Annotated in this window: 20 protein-coding genes; 10 read left to right on the top strand and 10 right to left on the bottom strand. The window is 46.9% G+C overall.

The window, feature by feature from the left end; all coding sequences use genetic code 11:
• The first annotated feature begins 46 nt into the window (after window positions 1-46).
• Window positions 47-1708: a right-handed parallel beta-helix repeat-containing protein gene (locus tag CBR65_RS11225; protein WP_087466933.1), complete on the top strand. Its 1662-nt coding sequence runs from the start codon at window positions 47-49 to the stop codon at window positions 1706-1708.
• On the opposite strand, the gene CBR65_RS11220 is transcribed toward CBR65_RS11225, so the two are convergent.
• From CBR65_RS11220 to CBR65_RS11195, 5 genes are all read right to left on the bottom strand, one after another.
• A complete protein-coding gene (locus CBR65_RS11220; protein ID WP_087466932.1) occupies window positions 1705-2394 on the bottom strand; it encodes a hypothetical protein in 690 nt (229 codons plus the stop codon). The genes CBR65_RS11225 and CBR65_RS11220 overlap by 4 nt on opposite strands.
• Before the next feature lie 15 nt (window positions 2395-2409).
• Window positions 2410-3222 (bottom strand): AHH domain-containing protein, encoded by an 813-nt coding sequence (locus CBR65_RS11215; protein WP_087466931.1) that lies wholly within the window; start codon window positions 3220-3222, stop codon window positions 2410-2412.
• A 236-nt stretch (window positions 3223-3458) separates the two neighbouring features.
• On the bottom strand, window positions 3459-3680 hold the full coding sequence (locus tag CBR65_RS11210) for a hypothetical protein (protein WP_087466930.1): 222 nt from the start codon (window positions 3678-3680) through the stop codon (window positions 3459-3461).
• Window positions 3681-3794: 114 nt separating this feature from the next.
• Entirely contained in the window at window positions 3795-4031 is a 237-nt protein-coding gene (locus CBR65_RS11205; RefSeq protein WP_087466929.1) for a helix-turn-helix domain-containing protein, read from the bottom strand.
• A 458-nt stretch (window positions 4032-4489) separates the two neighbouring features.
• Window positions 4490-6265 (bottom strand): ATP-binding protein, encoded by a 1776-nt coding sequence (locus CBR65_RS11195; RefSeq protein WP_087466927.1) that lies wholly within the window; start codon window positions 6263-6265, stop codon window positions 4490-4492.
• Between the two features lie 163 nt (window positions 6266-6428).
• Here CBR65_RS11195 and CBR65_RS11190 point away from each other — a divergent pair, with 163 nt between their 5' ends.
• On the top strand, window positions 6429-6728 hold the full coding sequence (locus CBR65_RS11190; protein WP_012486016.1) for a transposase: 300 nt from the start codon (window positions 6429-6431) through the stop codon (window positions 6726-6728).
• The gene (locus CBR65_RS11185) at window positions 6725-7579 is read left to right on the top strand and encodes an IS3 family transposase (RefSeq protein WP_157671936.1); all 855 of its coding nucleotides are present in this window, start codon (window positions 6725-6727) and stop codon (window positions 7577-7579) included. The genes CBR65_RS11190 and CBR65_RS11185 overlap by 4 nt, the downstream gene beginning before the upstream one ends.
• On the opposite strand, the gene CBR65_RS11180 is transcribed toward CBR65_RS11185, so the two are convergent.
• From CBR65_RS11180 to CBR65_RS11170, 3 genes are all read right to left on the bottom strand, one after another.
• On the bottom strand, window positions 7576-8655 hold the full coding sequence (locus CBR65_RS11180; RefSeq protein ID WP_157672042.1) for a hypothetical protein: 1080 nt from the start codon (window positions 8653-8655) through the stop codon (window positions 7576-7578). The genes CBR65_RS11185 and CBR65_RS11180 overlap by 4 nt on opposite strands.
• A gap of 196 nt (window positions 8656-8851) precedes the next feature.
• The gene (locus CBR65_RS11175) at window positions 8852-9568 is read right to left on the bottom strand and encodes a hypothetical protein (protein WP_087466925.1); all 717 of its coding nucleotides are present in this window, start codon (window positions 9566-9568) and stop codon (window positions 8852-8854) included.
• A 593-nt stretch (window positions 9569-10161) separates the two neighbouring features.
• On the bottom strand, window positions 10162-11079 hold the full coding sequence (locus CBR65_RS11170) for an AraC family transcriptional regulator (RefSeq protein WP_198300717.1): 918 nt from the start codon (window positions 11077-11079) through the stop codon (window positions 10162-10164).
• Window positions 11080-11193: 114 nt separating this feature from the next.
• Between CBR65_RS11170 and CBR65_RS11165 the strand changes: the two genes are divergently transcribed.
• The 3 genes from CBR65_RS11165 (at window position 11194) to CBR65_RS11155 (ending at window position 15369) form a co-directional block, all read left to right on the top strand.
• Window positions 11194-11937: an SDR family oxidoreductase gene (locus tag CBR65_RS11165; protein WP_087466924.1), complete on the top strand. Its 744-nt coding sequence runs from the start codon at window positions 11194-11196 to the stop codon at window positions 11935-11937.
• A 394-nt stretch (window positions 11938-12331) separates the two neighbouring features.
• A complete protein-coding gene (locus tag CBR65_RS11160; protein WP_087466923.1) occupies window positions 12332-13831 on the top strand; it encodes an ATPase domain-containing protein in 1500 nt (499 codons plus the stop codon).
• 35 nt (window positions 13832-13866) lie between these two features.
• Window positions 13867-15369, top strand: a complete 1503-nt coding sequence (locus CBR65_RS11155; protein ID WP_087466922.1) for an ATP-binding protein — start codon at window positions 13867-13869, stop codon at window positions 15367-15369.
• A 14-nt stretch (window positions 15370-15383) separates the two neighbouring features.
• Here CBR65_RS11155 and CBR65_RS11150 read toward each other — a convergent pair whose 3' ends face one another.
• Window positions 15384-15920: a pyridoxamine 5'-phosphate oxidase family protein gene (locus CBR65_RS11150; RefSeq protein ID WP_087466921.1), complete on the bottom strand. Its 537-nt coding sequence runs from the start codon at window positions 15918-15920 to the stop codon at window positions 15384-15386.
• 224 nt (window positions 15921-16144) lie between these two features.
• On the opposite strand from CBR65_RS11150, the gene CBR65_RS11145 reads away from it, so the two are divergent.
• Window positions 16145-16342, top strand: a complete 198-nt coding sequence (locus tag CBR65_RS11145) for a hypothetical protein (RefSeq protein ID WP_087466920.1) — start codon at window positions 16145-16147, stop codon at window positions 16340-16342.
• A 193-nt stretch (window positions 16343-16535) separates the two neighbouring features.
• On the opposite strand, the gene CBR65_RS11140 is transcribed toward CBR65_RS11145, so the two are convergent.
• Window positions 16536-17540: a DUF4166 domain-containing protein gene (locus CBR65_RS11140; protein ID WP_157672041.1), complete on the bottom strand. Its 1005-nt coding sequence runs from the start codon at window positions 17538-17540 to the stop codon at window positions 16536-16538.
• A 143-nt stretch (window positions 17541-17683) separates the two neighbouring features.
• Here CBR65_RS11140 and CBR65_RS11135 point away from each other — a divergent pair, with 143 nt between their 5' ends.
• From CBR65_RS11135 to CBR65_RS11125, 3 genes are all read left to right on the top strand, one after another.
• The gene (locus CBR65_RS11135; RefSeq protein ID WP_087466918.1) at window positions 17684-18268 is read left to right on the top strand and encodes a TetR/AcrR family transcriptional regulator; all 585 of its coding nucleotides are present in this window, start codon (window positions 17684-17686) and stop codon (window positions 18266-18268) included.
• Between the two features lie 16 nt (window positions 18269-18284).
• Complete coding sequence (locus CBR65_RS11130; RefSeq protein ID WP_087466917.1) at window positions 18285-18773, top strand: hypothetical protein; 489 nt, start codon at window positions 18285-18287, stop codon at window positions 18771-18773.
• Between the two features lie 120 nt (window positions 18774-18893).
• Window positions 18894-19721 carry an arylamine N-acetyltransferase gene (locus tag CBR65_RS11125; protein ID WP_087466916.1) on the top strand — a complete coding sequence of 276 codons (828 nt, stop codon included), beginning with the start codon at window positions 18894-18896 and terminating at the stop codon, window positions 19719-19721.
• The last annotated feature ends 51 nt before the right edge of the window (window positions 19722-19772 follow it).

Raw genomic sequence — 19772 nt, 5'->3', positions numbered from 1 at the left:
GTGATATGTTTCTGCCTTATGCAGAGGCTTCTCAGGATATCGAATAATGAAAACACCAGTTGTCAGTCTTGTCAGTGCGTTGATGTTATGTGGCATGACTCTACAAGCCGCAAGTCAAAACGCAGACGCTGCTTTGAGTATTAATGTTGCCAACTATGGTGCGATAGGCGATGACGAGAAAGATGATACGGTGGCTATTCAAACGGCGATCAACACCGCCAATGCCGGTGATACGATATTTATCCCGAATGGCATATATAAAATCTCCCGCGCTATAACGTCCAGGTCAAACATTAAAATTCAAGGTGAGTCTCAAGCAGGAACGGTTGTTGAGTTTTCAGGAGAGAAAAGCTTCACGATGATTGACCTGGCGAATCTCTCCAATGTAGAGATAACAACACTCACCCTTGATGGAAAGCTGAAAAACCTGGCGAATGGCATTTTTGCCACAAATGGCGGCGGCCATAAAATACATTTCATGACGATACGAAATTTGGCTTATAACGGCTTTGGACCTCACGGGATTTTATTTGAAGGTAATGCGAAATGGAAACAGGCTGTTAATCATAGTCTGCTATCGGATAACACATTTTCACATATTGGTGTGAAGTCAGAATGGGGCGCGGCCATACGATTTGCCAATGGCTCCTCGCACAATCAGGCGCTCAGAAACACCATCACAGATACAGGGCGCGGCGGAATACTTGCCAATAATGGTGCGACAGATTTAACGATTAGTGGGAACTCAATTACCGGAATAGGCAAGGTCGCTGAGGGTTTATCGATTGAAGTGCACACCGAGTGCAATCGCGCGCTCATTGAGGACAACACCGTTGAGCATTGGATAAGCCTGGACAAAACAAATAACAGTGCAATCCGCAGAAACAGTGTTAGCTCCAACAAAGTGGATGACTGGAAATACGCTGGCCTTGAACTGGCGGGAGGATCAAATAATATCTTTACCGACAACCAGGTTAATCAAGGTGCAAAACTGGGTATCTCTATATCCGTTGATTACCCCAAAGAATATGTGTTTTGGGGGCGCAACACCATCAGCGGTATGGCTGATTGGGGTGCACAATTACAAGGCGAAGCAACCGGATTGGGTTATCACTATTTTTATAAAAATAGCTTTTCCAACACCTACAGAAATCACACGCAATCTACCTATAAAAACCAGGGCCATGGATTTCGTATCAACGGTAATTCCCACCACGTCACTCTGGAAGAAAATGCTATTAAAGGAAATGAAGGCTTTGGCGTGGAGTTTAGTGGAAAGGGTATCGATCAATTTACGTTTATCAATAATGTCCTAACCGATAACAAGCAAGGTGCAATAACAACCTACCAGGGCACTGATTTACAGTGGAGCGGCAATCATGTTGCCAGTAATAAAAGTAATGTTGTACCAAGCTCCTCAGGATTCAATAACAGCGCCATACCCAGCGCTGATTTTAAAGTTAACAAGCGCATTAAGGAGCATCAGCCCGTTGAATTTATAAATCTTTCGCGCTCAAGCAATGCGGACGGCTCCATCGCACATGTGCTATGGGATCTCGGCCAAGGGTTGCCCAGCACAGAAAAAAATCCAACCCATACCTACACAGCACCAGGTACATACCGGGTCACACTGATTGTATGGGATGAAAAAGGCAGAGCTGCGCGTAAAGAGCAATTGATTAAGGTGGCGGCGGCTTCAGGCCGCTAAAGGGCAATTTCTGTCAGATCATAAAAGGCAACATCTGATCCAAAGCCTTTCTCCAGAAGCGCATCACGCAAGGATTCATGCACAAGAATGGCGTTAGTGGATTCCGCCAGCCGAAACATCTTGATGCCCCGCGTTTTATTTTCATCGATAACCAACGAATTAAAATCCACATCAATCAGTGGAATGCCATCGTGAACGGTGGCTTCGGATTTCGCCATATCGGCGGCAGCAACGAGTCCGAGAACATTAACGGCTTTATAATTGGTAAACACGGCCCCAGGCTTGGGATCGATCCACTCCCCGAGTTCCTGATAACCGATATCGCGAAGATACTGATCCACATCATCGACGCCGGCATCGCGCATTTCCTGATAAAACGCATCAATGATCGGCTTGTTGTCCGGGTTTGAGATAGCAACATCGTAGGTATCAAAGTTATGCACGCCGCAGTCGCGGAGCGCCTGGATGAAATCATCACGCCAAAGCGGCGGGTTAGTTTCCATAATGGCTCCCATATACTGATCCTCGTCTTCCGAAAACGGGCGATACGGGTGCAACGAAAAGGGTAGTGGTTTCGGGAGCGGTGCCGTGATCACAGCACCCCGCCACCAACTGACGTTCTCTATAAACGGCGTTTCAGCAATGCGGCGGCGAGGACGGCTATTGGCGGATAACAGATAATACATAGGTAGCTCCGAACATTAATCCTGGTGTGACTTATCAGTCATGTACATTTCGACAAAGCGGGATGTATAGATGTTACGTTTCCAGTTGCGGGTAGGGAAGGTCAGCATCTTTTTCATACGGGAAGAGATGGTATTCAACCGCTGAACCAGCGCGTAAATAGGCTCTTTTTCCTCAGGCTTTTTCTCTTCTTTCTTTTTGGCCTCAGGGCACCATATGTCTTTCTTGGCTTCGAGTTTTTCAAACACCTTATCCAGGCTGTCCTTCACAAAAGAACTGTAATCCGCATGTGCATCATGAAATTGAGTGCGCCATTTGTCCATGGCGGCAAAAGCAAAGTCTTTTGGCTCCAACGTCGGATTGCCCAACTTAAACGCGGCCCCACCGGGGCCCCAAGGGCGGACGCCATAGTTGCCCGGCGACCAGACGCCATTTTCGCCGGCATTGATGTTGTAACCGATATTGCCTTTGGCTTTACCGTCCTTCCAAAGGTATTTTTCCGACTTGAATAATTGGCTTTCTTTAAGGGCCGCGTTACCCGGAATCAAATGGTGCGCTGCTACCGAGGCTTCAAAGTCTTTATTCGCTAGCGCGACGATCTTTGCATCCGGCTTGCCGCCGAGCGCGGTACCCAACTTTCCCGCATCGTTCTTGAATTTATAAGTGGGCATGTTATCGCCGAGCTTGGCTTCGGCGTCTTCATCGTGCTCATCGGTTAGATCATTGACGACGTCTTTCGGCGGTTCGGTTGAGCTACAGAAAGCGCACGTCTCTTCGTCGTGCATTTCGCTCGCAATCATGTCTACGCTGACTTTTTCACCAAGATCCATAACCCGAACTCCTCGACTTGTTCATTGCTAACACATCCATTCGCAAGGCATGCCCGATTCTGCGAGAGCTGGCGTAGGTGGATGGTGCCATAGCTAAATTTATAGCATACCGCTTGTGGATTACACCACCTTCCTTATGTAACCTCGGGGAATCAGCGGTGGTTCACATCAGGCTGGCCTGAAGACTGTATCAGTTTGGGGTGGGGCTGCGAGCCGGGAGGAAGGCCAGCTTTTTATTATTTTAGAATTTCATCGTAAGGCACATGGTTGCTGCCTTCTTGCCAATTGCTTTCATAAAGTGCTTTAAGCTTTCCAGCTATCTCACCCACCTGAACTGAAAGATCCGCGGCATCGTCGGCTATCTCATCGTTATCAGAATTAATCTGTTCGTGCAGTTCCTCCAACTCCTTGTCAACGAGGCGAATCAAAGTAGCCAGTTCGGATAAAGAGAAATTCATTTACGCCTGCACAGCTAATTTTATGAAGGGTTGATCGAGTAGCTATCTTCCTTTTCATCAGCATTCTTCACGCGTTGCTCCTTATCTACGGCGGAATAGTAAAAGCCGGTAATACTATTTTTCGAAAGGCGTTAATAAATAGGCCGGGGTCACATCCAGAGCGATAGACAATCGCTCGATGTTATAAATTGTGACGTTCTTCTCTCCCCGTTCCAGCATTCCGATATAAGTGCGATGCACCCCGGCATATTCCGCAAGCTCTTCCTGGGAAAGCCCGAGCTCCAGCCGTTTGCGTCGAACATTGGCCGCGAATACGTTAACAAGTTGGCATTGATTGGGTTGTGTAGGCATTCGCCAACTTTGCTAATTTGCATACTATAGTTCTACATACTATGATTAGCAAATAATATGTATATGGACGGCTTTAATATGTTGGATATAGAGACAAAAAGGAAGATTGACGGGCAGGAGCTATCGCTCAGGCAGGAATTTCTGAACCTTTGCGATGAGTTTTCCGAGTTTAATGACTATTGTACTTTTTTTTGCGAATCGGTAAGTCTTCATATCGCCCAATGTGATTCGGCAGATAAGGCATATGCGCAAGGAATGAAGCGTATGTCTCGGTCGATCAGCGATAAAGCGCAACTGTTTGATGAGTGGTTGCAACGAATTAATAGTCGCGTATAAATACTATATCGAAAGAGACTTGATGGCAGCTTTCGGCCAAAAGCGGAAGTTATCGATTGTATCAGCCTGGTGTCGGCCCTCTCAATATTCTCATTTGCCAATTGCAATAGTTAATATTTCCCTTAAGAAATATCTTTCCAGAGTTCTTTCAAATCTACATCTCCGCTATCAGGTTGGTGATCCTTAGCCAGTTGTTTAAACTGCACAACCATAGGAATATCAAATGATGTCCCTGTTATCACCGCACAGCCTTTGGGCAAGTTGGGTATCATTGAGCGAGAAAGAAAGTCCAGCGTGCTAATGGAGTTTTCCAGTAACAATAAGTCCCTATCGTTAACCAGCCGGTGAATAAAGAAATTATGAATTTGAGACATGATGGTTGGTGATATATCAGCAGGACGCTGACTGGAAAGCGTCAAGTAGAAGCCAAATTTCCTCCCTTCTTTAATAATTTCCTCAAACAGCTCCAATCGATAATCTTTCCAGCTTTCACTTTCACGATTCGATTGCATCGACAAAATGTTGTGTGCTTCATCGATTATCATATGGAATGTTTGTTTTGGAGGACTTTGGTTGATTACAATTTCCTTATGAGAGTTGTAATAATATTTTGCTAAAAGCAACGGGATGACTTTCTTAACTTCTTGATTTGACCTCCTTAGAGAAATCACCGTCAGGAGGTTGTTGACAGGGTTTTTACCAATTGAAAACACGCGCTCTAAAGATTTTAGTGAAGCCTCGACGCGTTTCAAAAGTGGTTGTATATGTTCAAACTGGACATACTCATCAGTTAGATCTGCCAGCAATTGAAGATTGATTCGAAGTTTTAGCTCTCCAAAATGATCCAGTTGTCCCACCGTTATATTGTCAATGTGTGGCTTGAAATAATTTCGATATGTCGCATCATTTTCACCACCATTGAGAAAATTTCCTCCGACGATATAGAACTTCCCATCTTTACTGTACCAACTCATCTTTCTGGCTAAATCCTTGAGTTCATCTGCTAAAACTACTCCTGCAATAGTCCTTATCAGTTCGGCATACTCTTTTTTGGGTGATGTGCTGATTAGTGCTTTAGTTATAGTTTTCCTTGTATAGGTAACAAGGCTGTCCTCAGTATCTTTAAATCGCTCCCTGCCAGCCACGATACGTCTTAAGAATGGTTTCTGCGTATTCTCCGTCGCTTTAAATAGAATACCGAAAACCTCTTCGTCCCAAAACACGCTCTCACTCAACGGAAACTTGTCGCCATCATCCGAACGAGTATCCAATTCGTGAACTTTTTTGTATTCTGGATTGGCAATTAATTGATTGCCTGTATACTCACCATTGAAATCAATTACAACAAAATGGCTGTTGCCATTTAGTTGCTCAAACTTGTTTAGAAAAAGAGTCGTGTATAAATTTGTAAGAGTATTAGATTTGCCGCTACCAGTATTTCCAAATACTCCTATATGTGTATTGAAAAGACTTGCCCAAGGTAATGATATCGGAAGTTCTTCTTTTAAAATCTCACCAACAACAAAGTTTTCATCTGGCTCACCATAAATCTGTCTCACTTGCTCATCATTCATCAAGTAAGCTACGTCCCGAATCATCGGTAAATGCTTTATGCCCTCGAAGAATTCTTCCTGATGATAAAATCCAATAGGTTTCAACTCTACTTTTCGGACATAGTTGCCACTATCTTCAGAATGTAGCCGCGCATCCAAGTACTCGCCTTGTACGCGTGCAACTATGTCTTTAAATCCTCGTTTAATCAGGACATGCTCTTGAATGGAAACACCTTTAAACTTCTTGCCATCGTAGAATAGCGTTTCTTTATTCGATTCCTCATACAGCTCGATAACAATGTTGATTCCTTTTACGGATACGACCTCTCCGATGGCAATGCTCATTTACTCACCATCCTTTTTAAGAGTGAATACACGCTTGTTAAAGCGAGTAAAAGTCAGGTCATCATCTATGGCAATATATTTGACATTTGCATACCCTTGAAGTGGTCTAATTAGACCGGACACCAAGTTAAGCGGATAATACCGTAAAACATCAAGGTGTCCTATGACCAAGCAAACACGAAAGAAATATACGCCTGAATACAAACTTGAAGCCATCGCCCTGGTTCGCGATCAAGGCTTCAGTATAGGTGAGGCAGCGGCCCATCTGGATATCAATCACAATATGCTACGCCGCTGGCTAAAAGAGCATGAAGCTCAGCCTTTTAGTGATTACCAGGGAAAAGCCGGGATGACCCCCGAGCAAAAACGTATCCGTGAACTTGAAAAACAAGTGCGCGAGCTACAGTTGGATAATGATATTTTAAAAAAAGCCAGCAGCTACTTCGCGAAGCATATGCGGTGAGATTTGCGTTTATCCGAGAGCATGCTTCGCGCTGCCGGGTAAAACACTTGTGTCGCATGCTAAGTGTCAGTCGCAGTCGTTATTACGAGTGGCTGGGACAGCAACAGGATAAGCCTGATCCGGAACAGCAGAGGTTTGAAACCTGCATGCGCGCATTGTTTGTTGAATCCAACAGCAGCATGGGCAGCAGACGCATGGCGCGGCGATTACAGGCACAAGGTTTTGCGGCGGGGCGGTATCGGGTACGACGACTGATGAAAAAGCTGGGGCTGGTAGTTAAACAGAAGCGTAAGTTTCGTATTACCACCAACAGCAACCATAAATTGCCGGTAGCGGAGAATATACTTGATCGGCAGTTCAATCCGGTTACACCGAATCAAGCCTGGGCTGCAGACATTACTTATATTTGGACAGCAGAAGGATGGCTGTACCTGGCGGTGGTGATTGACCTGTATTCGCGGCGGGTTGTTGGCTGGTGCATGGATAAACGGCAAACGAAATCGCTGGTGATTCGCGCATTGATGATGGCGGTGAATATGCGCAAGCCATCGGCGGGACTCATTCACCATTCGGATCGTGGTTCGCAATATGCGAGCCTGAAGTATCAGACTTCATTGAAGCAGCACGGTATTGTGTGTTCCATGAGCCGCAAGGGAAATTGTTGGGACAATGCTGTTGTGGAGCGCTTCTTTAGCAGCCTGAAACGGGAGTGGATCAGGGATAATTTGTATCGCCATCGAGAAGATGCAATTCGGGATGTGCGAGCTTATATTGTGACCTGGTATAACTCGCGAAGACCACATTCAACTCTGGGCTACAAAAGCCCGATTGAATTTGAAAAGTGTGCTTAACTTTTTGTCCGGTTTTTGTTGACCATTACACCTTTAAATTTATTCTGCATCTCACGCTTTTCACCTTCGTTAAAACAGGAGACGTAAACGGTTAAGCTGGGATTAGACAGGGACCTCTGCACTAAGTGCAAAATGTGTTCATCTGCGAAAGAGAAACCAAAGGTTATCAAAACCGAATTTGGGCGCTCCAGCTCAAAGCTTAAGTGACGCAGAATCTGGTAGTAGGCTTCTTCGAAAACAGTTTCATGAAATTTCCACTTTGTGGGATTAACTATAGGAATTTCTTTATATTTCTCCCAAAAGGTATCAGCTTGCAGGGTACTCCAATCCCATAAGCCAAGCTCATCCTTCTCGAATTCAATCAGATCATTTATATTCCTGTTTTTGTCGTCAAGTAACTCTTCAAATGCCTTCAGGAGCTTCTCTTGCTCTGAATCAAAAATAATGTCATATGGTGAATGGCCATAATTGACCGCAATATTTTTATCAATTTTATGCCAGTAGACAGAGCCATGCGGATGAAGGATATTAATTTGCGGAATATATTCGGCGTGTTTATCAAATATACCTTTTTGTAAGACGCGATTGTTGAAGTTCTTTGTATGAAATTTCCGCTGTTGAAATCCGGAACTTCCGTCATTGATTGCACAGTTCAAAGCTTGTTCGGTCATTAGTGAGTCAGCAGACAGCTCAAAGCAATTGTCGTAGTTAGTCGTGTATATATTGCACTTTTTATCATTTCGGTTTTGCTTTTCTAATACTGATAATAGAGTTTTTAGGAAAATTTTGTACTCTTTAAGAACTTTTGCACGATACGGTGGATGTGGTGCCATTGGTAGTCGTGGTAATCCGGTATTGATGCATTTCTTAAAGTAGTACATAAAGAGCAGAGTATATAGATCGCGGGTACTGCCCTTATCCAGCTCTTTTGCCAAAGTCTCAAAAGTATAATGCGTTCCTTCACGATCTTTAATATTTAACGCCAATGTTGGGAGAAATCCATAAGACGCACCAGCGCCAAACAAAAAATTTAAGTTCTGTTCGTAAACATCATATAGGTTAAATTTATCTGGCATAAAAATCTCTGGTTTGTGCTGTTGACTAATTAAGGATTTAACTTTCGCTTCGGGCACAACTGGGTAAGCCGCATATATTGAGAATCGGAACAGGTTATTACATCGCATACCGGCCGAAAGCGGAGAATGATACAACTCCACTTAGACTCGAAAATAGCTGGCCTAGGGGTTAAACAAAAAATGTTTCTAAACGTAGTCACTTTTTAGAGTTTTTCCACTTACCATTAAAATCTTCGTATGGATATACTGAAATATCTTTTTCACTTGGAAGGAGCATAAAATATATGTGGCAAACGGTTTGGATTGAACACTGAAAAAATTCGCTAAACTCACAGGAATAGCTCCCTTCATGCATGAATTCGTTCCTTGCGCTTTTTAGTAAAACCAATCTTTTAATGGCGGTTTTTGTGATTTTTCTCTCTGCAACTGAAAACGATTTGGCAAACCCTTTCTTCGCTTTATCTACAGTTTTTTCATCTGAAATATTTAAGTCACCGTGCACACCGTAATGCCATGCTTGTCGATTTTTTAAACCGCCCGGATTTACATTTTCAGATATCTCATTACCAAAGTTCTCTAGCAGGGTATAAATATAAGCTGATGATGCGGCCTCCAATGGATAATAGGATAGCTCGGGAGCAACATGTGCTGGACTCAACGGTTCCTGACTATGAAGAAAGCCACCCCAATCCTCGTCGGGTTCATCTAAATTTTTACGTGTCGCTTTTATGCCTATTCCTTTTATGGGGTAGTCCATGTGAAGAAAATCTTCGAATTCTCTCCAGTTCTCCTGGGCATTATTATGAAGTAATTGAGCTGCTTGATATGCAACATGAAATGACAATAAGTTTTCAAAAAAACTTATTGTTCTTTCTTTAATAAACTCTTTTTGTCCTTTTGTGAGACGAGCCACGCACTCTCCCTCAATAGTTATTTAGACAGCCAAATCATAAATTATCATAGCGCCTATTACCAAATATCATCTGCTTGTAAAAGGCGCCTGTTTCCAATTTCATTTTTCGAGTTCAGAACAGGTGATATACAGCTTTTAGCCGGACCTGTGTTTATACAGTCCCAGCGTCCGCTTTGGGCACAAAGCAGCCCCTAAAACTCATCCATAAGCCAACAATCAGCGAGGCCTTATGGGCCACTGATCATCTAGCCTCGCTGACATATAAACTTCGGGGAATACAATCGTGGGGAAGGCGGCATAAAGAAGTAACAAACCTATCATTCCCTTTTTCCCTGTTACGCATTATTGCTTGAGAAAGTCTTGCTGTAGCGCCCGGCAATAATTCCTGTATTAAAGCCCATGGAAGACTCTTGTGCCAGCTCGGGGACGTGTTTTTTCAGAATTCTTTTGCATGGGTTTATTGGTTTTAATGCGGGATATTGGGGCGGAAAGTCAATTACGCGGTATTACACGGTTTTTGTTTTGTCGGATTACGCCTTTGGCTAATTCAACCTACGGGTTATTGGAGTTTTGAAATTGCGCAATCAATAAAGTCACGAAGTGATTGCTTTTAAATACTGCCGGGAATATTGGCTTGGTGGTTCGCCGGCGTAGCGCGTGAACGCGGTACTGAAAGCGCTGGCTGAGCCGTAGCCGACGCGTTCGGCGATTTTTGTGAGTCCTGCATCGGGTTGGCGGAGCAGGCGTTTTGCGACGGCCATGCGCCAGGCTAATAGATATTCCATCGGTGGTATGCCTACGGCGTGTGAGAAGCGTTCGAAAAATGCGGAGCGCGAGAGTGTGGCGTGTTTCGCGAGTTCGGCTACGGTCCACGGGTGCGCCGGGTCGCGGTGCATGTTGCGCAGGGCGAGTGCGAGCCGTGGGTCGGCTAAGCCGCGTAGTAAACCGGGTGGTGTTTTTTCGCCGGGGGTTGCGCGCAGGGCTTCAATTAATAACACGTCTATTAATCGCGTCAGGATCGAGTCCCGGCCCGGTCTTTGTGCTTTGCATTCATCACTCACGAGTCGTACCAGCGTCGCAAGTCGTTCCTCGCCGCGTACATGCACCAGCGTCGGTAGCAGCGAGACGAGCAAGGCTGCGTCGGGTGAATCGAAAGCAAAATAGCCACCTAACAAGCGCACGTCGGGTTCTGCATTCGGGTCGCCGTGGCGAACTTCATCCATGTCACCCGCGCTGGCGAGTGGATCTGTCTGTATGGGCGTCACCGGCTCGAAGCCCGACATGGTGAAGCCGGGTGTTGATGACAGCAACACAAAATCGCCTGCCTCCAGTGTCAGCATCGCTTCGCCATCCACGGCCAACAGGCAGCTTCCTTCAAGCACGACACAAAAGCTCGGGTGGCCGAAGGATGAATAGCGCACGCCCCAACGCCCGGCGCCGCTGATGGCTTTGGAGAACACCTGGCTGGGCCGGAGCAGGGCGATGACATCGGAGAGAGGGTTATGCATCATGGCTTAACTTCAAGACTATTGATAATGTTTTATGGATTATCCGTTATAGAGGGTATTGGTTGCGGAGCTTATCATGGCCACATCTTAACCAACACCATCATTAAGGAGATTCCTATGAAAACAGTTCTTATCACCGGTTGCTCGTCAGGTTACGGCCTGGAAACCGCTCGCTATTTTCTCGCCCAGGGCTGGCAGGTGATCGCCACCATGCGCAGTCCGCGTGAAGATATCTTGCCGGCGTCGCCACGGTTGCGCGTGTTGCCGTTGGATGTGACAAACCCCGAAAGTATCGCCGCCGTGCTCGATGCCAGCGGGCATATCGATGTGCTCGTGAATAACGCGGGCATTGGTTTGTTCGGCGCCTTTGAAGTCACGCCCATGGCGACGATTCGTGAAATTTTTGAAACCAATACCTTCGGGGTGATGGCGATGACGCAAGCGGTGTTGCCACAATTTCGCGCGCGCCGTGCGGGGATGATTGTGAATGTGACCTCCAGTGCGACCCTCGCACCCATGCCATTGGTCGCGGTTTACACCGCAAGTAAGACCGCCATTCAGGGTTTTACCGGATCGCTCGCGCACGAGCTGGCAGAGTTTACTATCGGGGTAAAACTGGTGGAGCCCGGCTATGGGCCATCGACCCGTTTTGCGGAAAATGGTGGCGAGCGCATGGCGGGATTAATCCCGGAAAGTTATGCCGCTTACGCGCAGTCCGTGTTTACGTTGTTTGCGCAGCAGGCGGCGTTTACCAGGGAATCGGATGTGGCCGAGGTGGTGTGGCGAGCAGCGAATGACAGCTCAAAGCAATTGCATTTTCCAGCGGGTGCAGATGCGCTTGCCTTGGTTTCTGCAACATAAAAACAAACGCGACTGCTTAAAAAAATGTCGACTCTTGGCGCAAAACCAGCAAGGTACCTTATGTGCCTTGCACCACATTGTTCTTAAATGGCTTTTTTTAGTTTGTTTTTTAAAAAATTGCAAAGCGCAAGCGGGCACAGCATCTGCGCGCGCGTTTGGGCAATAACAGACGGAACCGCTCACACAAAAGATGAATAATAGTAAGACTGGTGAAGCGTCGGTTGGTCTTCGCTTGAACCTTTCAAACTAAAACATCTCCATTGAAGTAATTGATCCGGAATTCACTCGCATGACGTAAAAAAGTAATTCCATCTGCTGACAATAGGGATGAACCGAGATCTGTTTGCGAGGCTTTCTGCGGTTTTAGCCTCGTAGGATTTATGAGGGAAAACACATGGCTACGCAAAATACCGTGAGCAAAGATTTTATCTCCTCGGGTGTTCCTGGGCTCGACCTTGTATTGGGAGGCGGGTTAACGAAAGAACGGCTTTATCTCGTCGAAGGTGATCCGGGCTCGGGCAAGACCACCATGGCGCTGCAATTTCTGATTGAGGGTGCGCGGCAAGGTGAAAAAGTGTTGTATGTCACGCTTGCCGAAAATGAAGTAGAGCTGCGAGCCGTTGCTGATTCACACGGTTTTTCAATGGATGGTGTGACAGTGCATGAGGTGATTCCGGAAGAAGGTTTGCTTGATCCGGCTGAGCAGTACACGGCGCTTCATCCGTCAGAGGTGGAGCTGAGTGAAACGAATAATCTCATCCTTGAAATGATAGAGAAGCTGCGCCCCACACGTGTTGTGCTGGACTCTTTGTCGGAGCTACAACTGTTGTCCGGCGATGCGTTGCGGTATCGCCGGCATGTGCTCGGCCTTAAGCAATACTTTGCACGACGTTCATGCACAGCGCTGTTACTTGATGACAAGTCATCCATTCGCCGGGATTTACAAGTGCGCAGTATTACCCACGGTGTGATTTCACTGCAGCATTTTGATTCTGAATACGGAGCCGAACGGCGCGTTGTGCGGATACTGAAATATCGCGGCATTGCCTACCGTCGTGGACCGCATGATTACAGCATTATCACCGGTGGGATTGTTGTGTACCCCAACGTTATCGCTGCTGAATCACGCGAGTTGGCAGAGCGGGGGCAAATTAAAAGCGGACTGGATGCATTCGATGCGTTGCTGGGCGGCGGAATCGAAGAAGGTTCCAGCACACTGATTTCCGGACCACCCGGTACGGGAAAATCCAGTTTGGCTAATCAATTTGTAAAAGCGGTAACAGAGAGCGGCGACAAAGCCTCCATGTTTCTGTTCGAAGAATCGTTCAACACACTTCTCAATCGCAGCAAAGGCATCGGCCTGGATTTACGCGCACCTTTTGAGTCCGGCTTGCTCAGTGTGCATCAAATTGATCCTGCTGAAATGTCGCCGGGAGAATTTTCACACGCTGTGTGTAAGTCGGCGGATGACGGAGCGAAAGTGATTGTGATTGATAGCTTGAACGGCTATCTGAATGCCATGCCCCATGCGCGTTTTCTTTCGACGCATTTGCATGAGGTTTTAACTTATCTTGGCCAGCGTGGCGTGGCGACGTTTCTTATTGGTGTCCAACAGGGTATGGTTGGGACAATGACCACCGGAATCGATGTGAGCTATATGGCAGATAACGTTTTGATTCTGCGTTATTTCGAAGCGCGTGGTTCGGTAGAAAAAGCGATATCGGTTTTCAAAAAACGTGGCAGTGCTCACGAAACGACACTACGCCGACTCTGTATTACCAAGAATGGAATTGAAGTTGGAGCAGTGCTCAATAATTTTCAGGGCGTGCTGACCGGTGTGCCATCCGTTGTAAGTCCTCTCGATGATATTAGGTCACAGGAAATAACCAAGTAGATGAGCGATTGGACTGCAGATTTCAGGTGTTGTAAATGATTATGGAAAGCCGTCTACTGATTTATGCACCTACCGGCAAGGACGGTAGGCTATTGGCTGGCGTTCTCGAACGCGCGCAGATGGATTGCTATGTGTGCACCCGATTCGATGAAGCGTTTGAAGAAATGGGGAAGGGGGCTGGTGCCATTATCCTGGCGGATGAAGCGCTGACTGTAGAATTCCTGAAAGTGGTTCGCCCATTTCTTGATAATCAACCTACCTGGTCTGATTTTCCTTTTTTGGTGCTGCGGCAAACTGCCCCCGACACACCGGACATGCGCAGTCGCTATCTCAAGTTGGGCAATGTTACCTTGCTGGACCGGCCCGTCAGGAGCGTAACGCTCGTCAGCGCCGCCACGTCGGTATTGCGTGCGCGTAAACGGCAATACGAGATGCGTGAAATTGATCGGCGCAAAGATGAGTTCCTCGCGATGCTCGCGCATGAATTGCGCAACCCTCTGGCGCCGATCAGTGCGGCGTCTGAATTGCTCAGTGTGCCAACCTTGGATCGCGAAAGAATTCAACAAACCAGCGAAATTATTTCGCGGCAAGTGCGCCACATGACCGGTCTTATTGATGACTTGCTGGATGTGTCCAGAGTATCGCGCGGGCTGGTTACGCTCGACCAGGGCATTCAGGACGCATGGCAAATTGTGGCCAGCGCCGTGGAGCAGGTTCGCCCGATCATGGATTCGCGACAACATCACTTAAGCGTGCGCGACGCACCGGTTGCTGCCTCAATCTTTGGTGATCAAAAAAGATTGGTGCAGATCATTGCCAACATTTTGAATAACGCGGCGAAATATACGCCTTCGGGCGGTGATATTTCTCTCAGTGTCGAAGTCGATGATGCGAGTGTTATTTTTACGGTTGAGGATAATGGTATCGGAATGGAACCGAGTGTCCTTAATCGTGTATTTGATATGTTCGCCCAAGGCGAAAGAAATTCAGATCGCACCCAGGGCGGTTTGGGAATAGGGCTCGCTATCGTCAAGAGTCTTGTCAGCTTGCACGGCGGCAGCGTGGCGGCGCACAGTGCCGGGCTTGGGAGAGGCAGCACGTTTACATTAACCTTGCCCCGCGTTGCGCATCAGAACATGCCCGCGCGAACCCCGCTTCCTGAATTACCGCCGGTGCAATCATCCCCTCGCGTATTGGTGGTGGATGACAATGTCGATGCGGCGACGACACTGGGAACTATTCTGGAAATTGCCGGCTATGAGGTTTCTATTGAACACAGCGCCAGGGCCGCCCTTGATCGGGTTGCGACTGAATCGCCAAAAGCCTGTTTGCTCGATATTGGATTGCCCGACATGGATGGCATCACCCTCGCGCGACAACTGCGCAATCGCCCTGACACAGCATCCTCCCTGATGATTGCCATTACCGGCTACGGTCAGAACAGTGATCGGCAAAAGTCGCTTCACGCAGGCTTTGATCACCATCTGGTAAAACCGGTCGACCTTCCGCAATTGCTTAAGATATTGTCGTCGCTCTAGCAACGTTTGCGTGATTAAAGTTTAACTTTTCCTTCTATCGAATCGTCCAGCGTTTTACTGGTTAGCGCGCCAATCACCATCTTGATACCCGCTACAGCGAAGCCGTGTTTAGTATCCCAGTAGTAGCCTTCCGTTGGGGCAACTTTAATCACGGAAATACGCGGATCATTTTCGCCTTCGGTGAACCAGGTTTTAAAAATCGGCTGCCAGAGTGCTTTAATTTTCTTCTCATCGCGCGACGCTGTGGCAGTACCTTTTAGTACCAGGAAATCAGAATGTGCTGACCCCTGAAAATACAAAGTCACGTTCGGGTTAATCGCAATCTCCTGATCTTTATGGCTATCGTTAGCACTCAGAAACCACAGGTTTCCTTCGTCGTCCACCTCCTGTGCGCCCATCGGACGCGTGCCAGAAGATCCAGCAACGTGAAACGAGGTACTAAAAAAGCAGCTCTCTGCTTTATCAACAATGTGTTTGATCTTCTCGACAGCCGCTGTGCCGTTTAAATCTTCATGATTGTGTTCGGGTTGGTTTTTGTTGATCGAATCCATAATGACCTCATTTGCTATAGCGTTAAAAGAGAATGTTGCGCCTGCAACATGAACCTCATCACCCTATAGCAACGCTGTATGATCAACCGTGTGGTAAATAACCTAATGGACTCCTCAGAAAGTTCCCTGTTTTTGTAACAATTAGCGTGCTTGTGAGTCTCTGCCATTCACATCATCGTAAAAGACAAAAAACAGGCCATTTTATGGTTACGGAGCATCCGGCTATGTCTCAAGAAACGTCAGCGTGGCTATTGCATGTACTAAAAGTAGAGTTCACTGTTTATATCAGTTTAATTGTCGCTAATTTTCTCTTCGGGGTGCTTCATCCTGAAAATAAACTGATTGCTATCGGCGGGGTCGTCTTTTTTACCCTTGCACTGCTGCGTCAGTTTTACGTCGAACACCCCTTCAACGTTCGTTAGCGCTTTTGTTCGGGTAGTTACTTATGCTCCCTTGGGTATAAACCACCGTGCTTTTATTCGGGTCGAGTTCGCTTTGAACTGTAATGTGGAGTTAACTCGTTTGGCACCACAATATCCCAATCACCAATTGAAAACTGTTTTCCGTTAACAAAAACCCTGTGGTGTGAGCGTTGATATATGTAAAACCTATGCGTCACTCTGCTATCTTAAAGCGCCCTTTGTATTCATAAACCTTTCCCCACCAGGGATGGGTGATATGGGTTTGCATATCAAACGTATTGTCATCAATAGGATGTTCTTCCGCATATCCGGCGCCCAAGAGTATTGTTAGCGGTAGCGGAATCAAGTGGCCGAAGAGTTGCAAGGCGTAACCTTTATGCGACAAAACAACTTTTTCACCATCCCATGCATACCGCATTTTCCAGCCAAAACCGAATCGCATAATCTCAACAACCTCGTCACCTTTTATCTGGAGCATGCGAGATTGGAATGTGTATGGTTTTCCGTTGGCGAAGTGAAAAACACGATTGAAATAAAAATATTTGTAGTTTGCATCGCTCTGAAAATTAACGCTCACTGGTACATTATTATCATTGCGCGTTGGAATTTGTCCCAGAAGCGACATCAGTGGCGACATGTATAACAAGGGTGGCTTGCACATGATATTTAACACGCCGTTAACGGTTGTTGTGTCCTGCGTGTAAGGTCGATTGGCATAATGCCGCTTCATCACCAACGGTAATTCTTCCCAGCTGTTTCCAAAGATAGATTTAAAAATGGGTTCGCTTTTTAGAGCAAGGTTATCGATACGATGAACCTTCTTTCGTCTTAAAAACCAATTGCGCGCACCACGCATCCACGGATACATCAATCTGGAAAGGTGATCCGACCAGAAAAATCCTTTGGCAGCAGCCATGAAAGTATTCTTGCTCTCCCCGTATTGGGCGATAAATTTTAATGCGTCCTTACCGTGAAAAAACTCACCACGGGTGTAAATCACCATGCCTTCATCCAGGTCGAGGCCCAGCTGGTTTATTTCCTTTATCAGTGGTTCATCTTCACTCACGTCACGAGCATTAACGGTGTGTAACGTCCCGTAATCTTCTTTTATACGTAAGGCTTTAGCCGCGTGCTGACAGATCGGGCACTCACCATCGTGGACAAACCACACGCCTTCTTTTTCTTTCAATGCATTCATGTACGGGTCCATACGATCTGTTTTAAGTCGAGGGAGATTGCACCGGCAGACTATAAACCAAACCCGTCGGGGCCGCCCCTTGGACGTTAAGCTTCACTTTTTAATTGTTGACAGCCTACCTACTAGTAGGTAAAATCGCATCCATGAAAACATCCTCCATGACATCCGAAAAAATCCTCGACGCCGCCCGCACGTTAATCCTTGCGGGAGGGTATAACGCGTTTAGCTACGCGGATGTAGCCGAAGCCGTGGGTATCCGCAAGGCGAGCATCCACCATCACTTCCCAGGCAAGGTTGATTTGGTGCGTACGCTTCTAATCACCTATCGACATCAGATGGCGTCGGGCATTGCAGACATTGATCTCCAGATACCAGATCCTCTCGAAAGACTCCGCGCTTATGCTGGGTATTGGGAAAAATGCATTCTGGATGCACGTGCGCCGTTCTGTATTTGTGCACTTTTGGCGAGTGAATTGCCTGTACTGCCAGAGGCGTTGCAATCGGAAATCAAAACATTTTTTACGACGTTATCGGGATGGCTGACATCCGTTTTTGAGCAAGGTGTGCAGCAGAAATCGATTCGAATTGTTAACGCACCCTACGTGGAAGCCGAATCGTTTATGGCAACGATTCACGGCGCAATGCTATCCGCTCGCGCTTATGGCGATCCAAAACTATTTGGAATTATTGTTAGTCCGCTTTTAGCACGATTGTCCGTCAATTCGTAATGTATGAGGAATTTTTATGTTTGGAATCTCGCCACTCGGTTGGTTGCATACACTTGGCAGTCTCCCGGCTATCCCCTTAGCGCTTTACATGCTCGTGCGTTATGGTCGAATAATGCCCCGATCAACACCGGGCATGATTTACCTGATATCAATGCTTCTGGGCAGCGTCACTATTTTTTTAATTGCACAGCAAGCTGTCAGCTATGGCATTGCCATCGCAACAATAACGTTGTTATTGATCGGTTATGGGGTTGCGTATCTACCGATATTGAAAAACAAAAGCGTGTATATCGAAACGATATGTTTAACGTTAACCGTTTTTTTATTAATGGTTCCCACCGTGTCTGAAACCCTGCGGCGCGTTCCCGATGGTAATCCGATTGTAACTGACCTGAAATCGCCCATTCTTTTGGGAGCACAAGCCGGTTTATTGGTTGCGCTTATTGTTGGGCTTACGTTGCAGATTATTTACTTGCGTAGGAATAAAGCATCATTAGCGGCGTAAAAAGTGCCAGATTGGTGGGCGATTTTACCAGGAAAAATCTCTCTGCTTCCTCTTGACCTAAAGCTAACTTGAGGTTTTATAGTGCTTCCCAATCTAATCAGTCGCGATGAGGAGGCACCAATGGAACGCCAATTGAAGAATATCGCCGCATACCTGGACCAGATCCAATATGGCGGCGTACTCACAACCACTTTCGATACGCTTTACCAACTGCACCTCCGGCATACGCAATCTATTCCCTTTGAAAACCTGTCTCCCTTTACGGGAACGCAAGTGCACCTGGACATTCCTGCCTTGCTGGAAAAATTTACGGTCGCTAAACGCGGCGGATACTGTTACGAACAAAACACTGTATTCCAGTATGTGTTGGAGCAGATCGGCTTCAGAACCACCGGCCTTGCCGCGCGCGTGCGGTTAAATATGGCGGATGATGTGATAACGCCGCGCAGTCATATGCTATTGCTGGTGGAGGCCGACGGCGAACAATGGATTGCCGACACCGGTTTCGGCGGCATGACCCTCACCGTGCCCATACGGTTCGCCGTTGATGAAATTCAAAACACGCCACATGGACAATATCGCCTCACACGCGACCGCGAGCATTACCGCCTTGAAACACGCATCAAAAATGAATGGACGGTGCTTTACGTTTTCGATTTGACCGCGCATTACGCGGCGGACTATGAGGTGTGCAATTGGTATGTGTCGACGCATCCCGGCTCCCAATTCGTCACCAGCCTGGTCGCCGCTCGACCTGAACAGGCGGGGCGGCATGTGCTGCACGGCACGCAGTATTCTTTCTATCCCCTGGTGGGCGAAGCGGAAAAAAAGCAACTCGGCTCTGTTAGTGAAATCAAGGGTCTGCTTGAAGGTGTATTCCGCATTCGCACTGCCGAGGTGGTGGGGCTGGATGCGCGATTGGGTAAGCTGATCACTGAATTTTTTTAGAATATGTCAGGCGGGGAAACGTGGCGGCAAGCCAATCAAAAAAACGGCCAA

The organism is Cellvibrio sp. PSBB006, from assembly GCF_002162135.1.
Taxonomy (GTDB): Bacteria; Pseudomonadota; Gammaproteobacteria; order Pseudomonadales; family Cellvibrionaceae; genus Cellvibrio.
Note: the sequence above shows the minus strand (reverse complement) of the source record. Positions and strands in the feature narration are given on the sequence as shown.

What these genes read in the sequence shown, in the direction of transcription:
- CBR65_RS11170 (WP_198300717.1), bottom strand. Translation starts at nt 11,079, where the DNA reads ATGATGCATAACCCTCTCTCCGATGTCATCGCCCTGCTCCGGCCCAGC.
- CBR65_RS11165 (WP_087466924.1), top strand. Translation starts at nt 11,194, where the DNA reads ATGAAAACAGTTCTTATCACCGGTTGCTCGTCAGGTTACGGCCTGGAA.
- CBR65_RS11140 (WP_157672041.1), bottom strand. Translation starts at nt 17,540, where the DNA reads ATGAATGCATTGAAAGAAAAAGAAGGCGTGTGGTTTGTCCACGATGGT.
- CBR65_RS11130 (WP_087466917.1), top strand. Translation starts at nt 18,285, where the DNA reads ATGTTTGGAATCTCGCCACTCGGTTGGTTGCATACACTTGGCAGTCTC.
- CBR65_RS11220 (WP_087466932.1), bottom strand. Translation starts at nt 2,394, where the DNA reads ATGTATTATCTGTTATCCGCCAATAGCCGTCCTCGCCGCCGCATTGCT.
- CBR65_RS11215 (WP_087466931.1), bottom strand. Translation starts at nt 3,222, where the DNA reads ATGGATCTTGGTGAAAAAGTCAGCGTAGACATGATTGCGAGCGAAATG.
- CBR65_RS11210 (WP_087466930.1), bottom strand. Translation starts at nt 3,680, where the DNA reads ATGAATTTCTCTTTATCCGAACTGGCTACTTTGATTCGCCTCGTTGAC.
- CBR65_RS11135 (WP_087466918.1), top strand. Translation starts at nt 17,684, where the DNA reads ATGAAAACATCCTCCATGACATCCGAAAAAATCCTCGACGCCGCCCGC.
- CBR65_RS11205 (WP_087466929.1), bottom strand. Translation starts at nt 4,031, where the DNA reads ATGCCTACACAACCCAATCAATGCCAACTTGTTAACGTATTCGCGGCC.
- CBR65_RS11195 (WP_087466927.1), bottom strand. Translation starts at nt 6,265, where the DNA reads ATGAGCATTGCCATCGGAGAGGTCGTATCCGTAAAAGGAATCAACATT.
- CBR65_RS11225 (WP_087466933.1), top strand. Translation starts at nt 47, where the DNA reads ATGAAAACACCAGTTGTCAGTCTTGTCAGTGCGTTGATGTTATGTGGC.
- CBR65_RS11190 (WP_012486016.1), top strand. Translation starts at nt 6,429, where the DNA reads ATGACCAAGCAAACACGAAAGAAATATACGCCTGAATACAAACTTGAA.
- CBR65_RS11125 (WP_087466916.1), top strand. Translation starts at nt 18,894, where the DNA reads ATGGAACGCCAATTGAAGAATATCGCCGCATACCTGGACCAGATCCAA.
- CBR65_RS11145 (WP_087466920.1), top strand. Translation starts at nt 16,145, where the DNA reads ATGTCTCAAGAAACGTCAGCGTGGCTATTGCATGTACTAAAAGTAGAG.
- CBR65_RS11160 (WP_087466923.1), top strand. Translation starts at nt 12,332, where the DNA reads ATGGCTACGCAAAATACCGTGAGCAAAGATTTTATCTCCTCGGGTGTT.
- CBR65_RS11155 (WP_087466922.1), top strand. Translation starts at nt 13,867, where the DNA reads ATGATTATGGAAAGCCGTCTACTGATTTATGCACCTACCGGCAAGGAC.
- CBR65_RS11180 (WP_157672042.1), bottom strand. Translation starts at nt 8,655, where the DNA reads ATGCCAGATAAATTTAACCTATATGATGTTTACGAACAGAACTTAAAT.
- CBR65_RS11150 (WP_087466921.1), bottom strand. Translation starts at nt 15,920, where the DNA reads ATGGATTCGATCAACAAAAACCAACCCGAACACAATCATGAAGATTTA.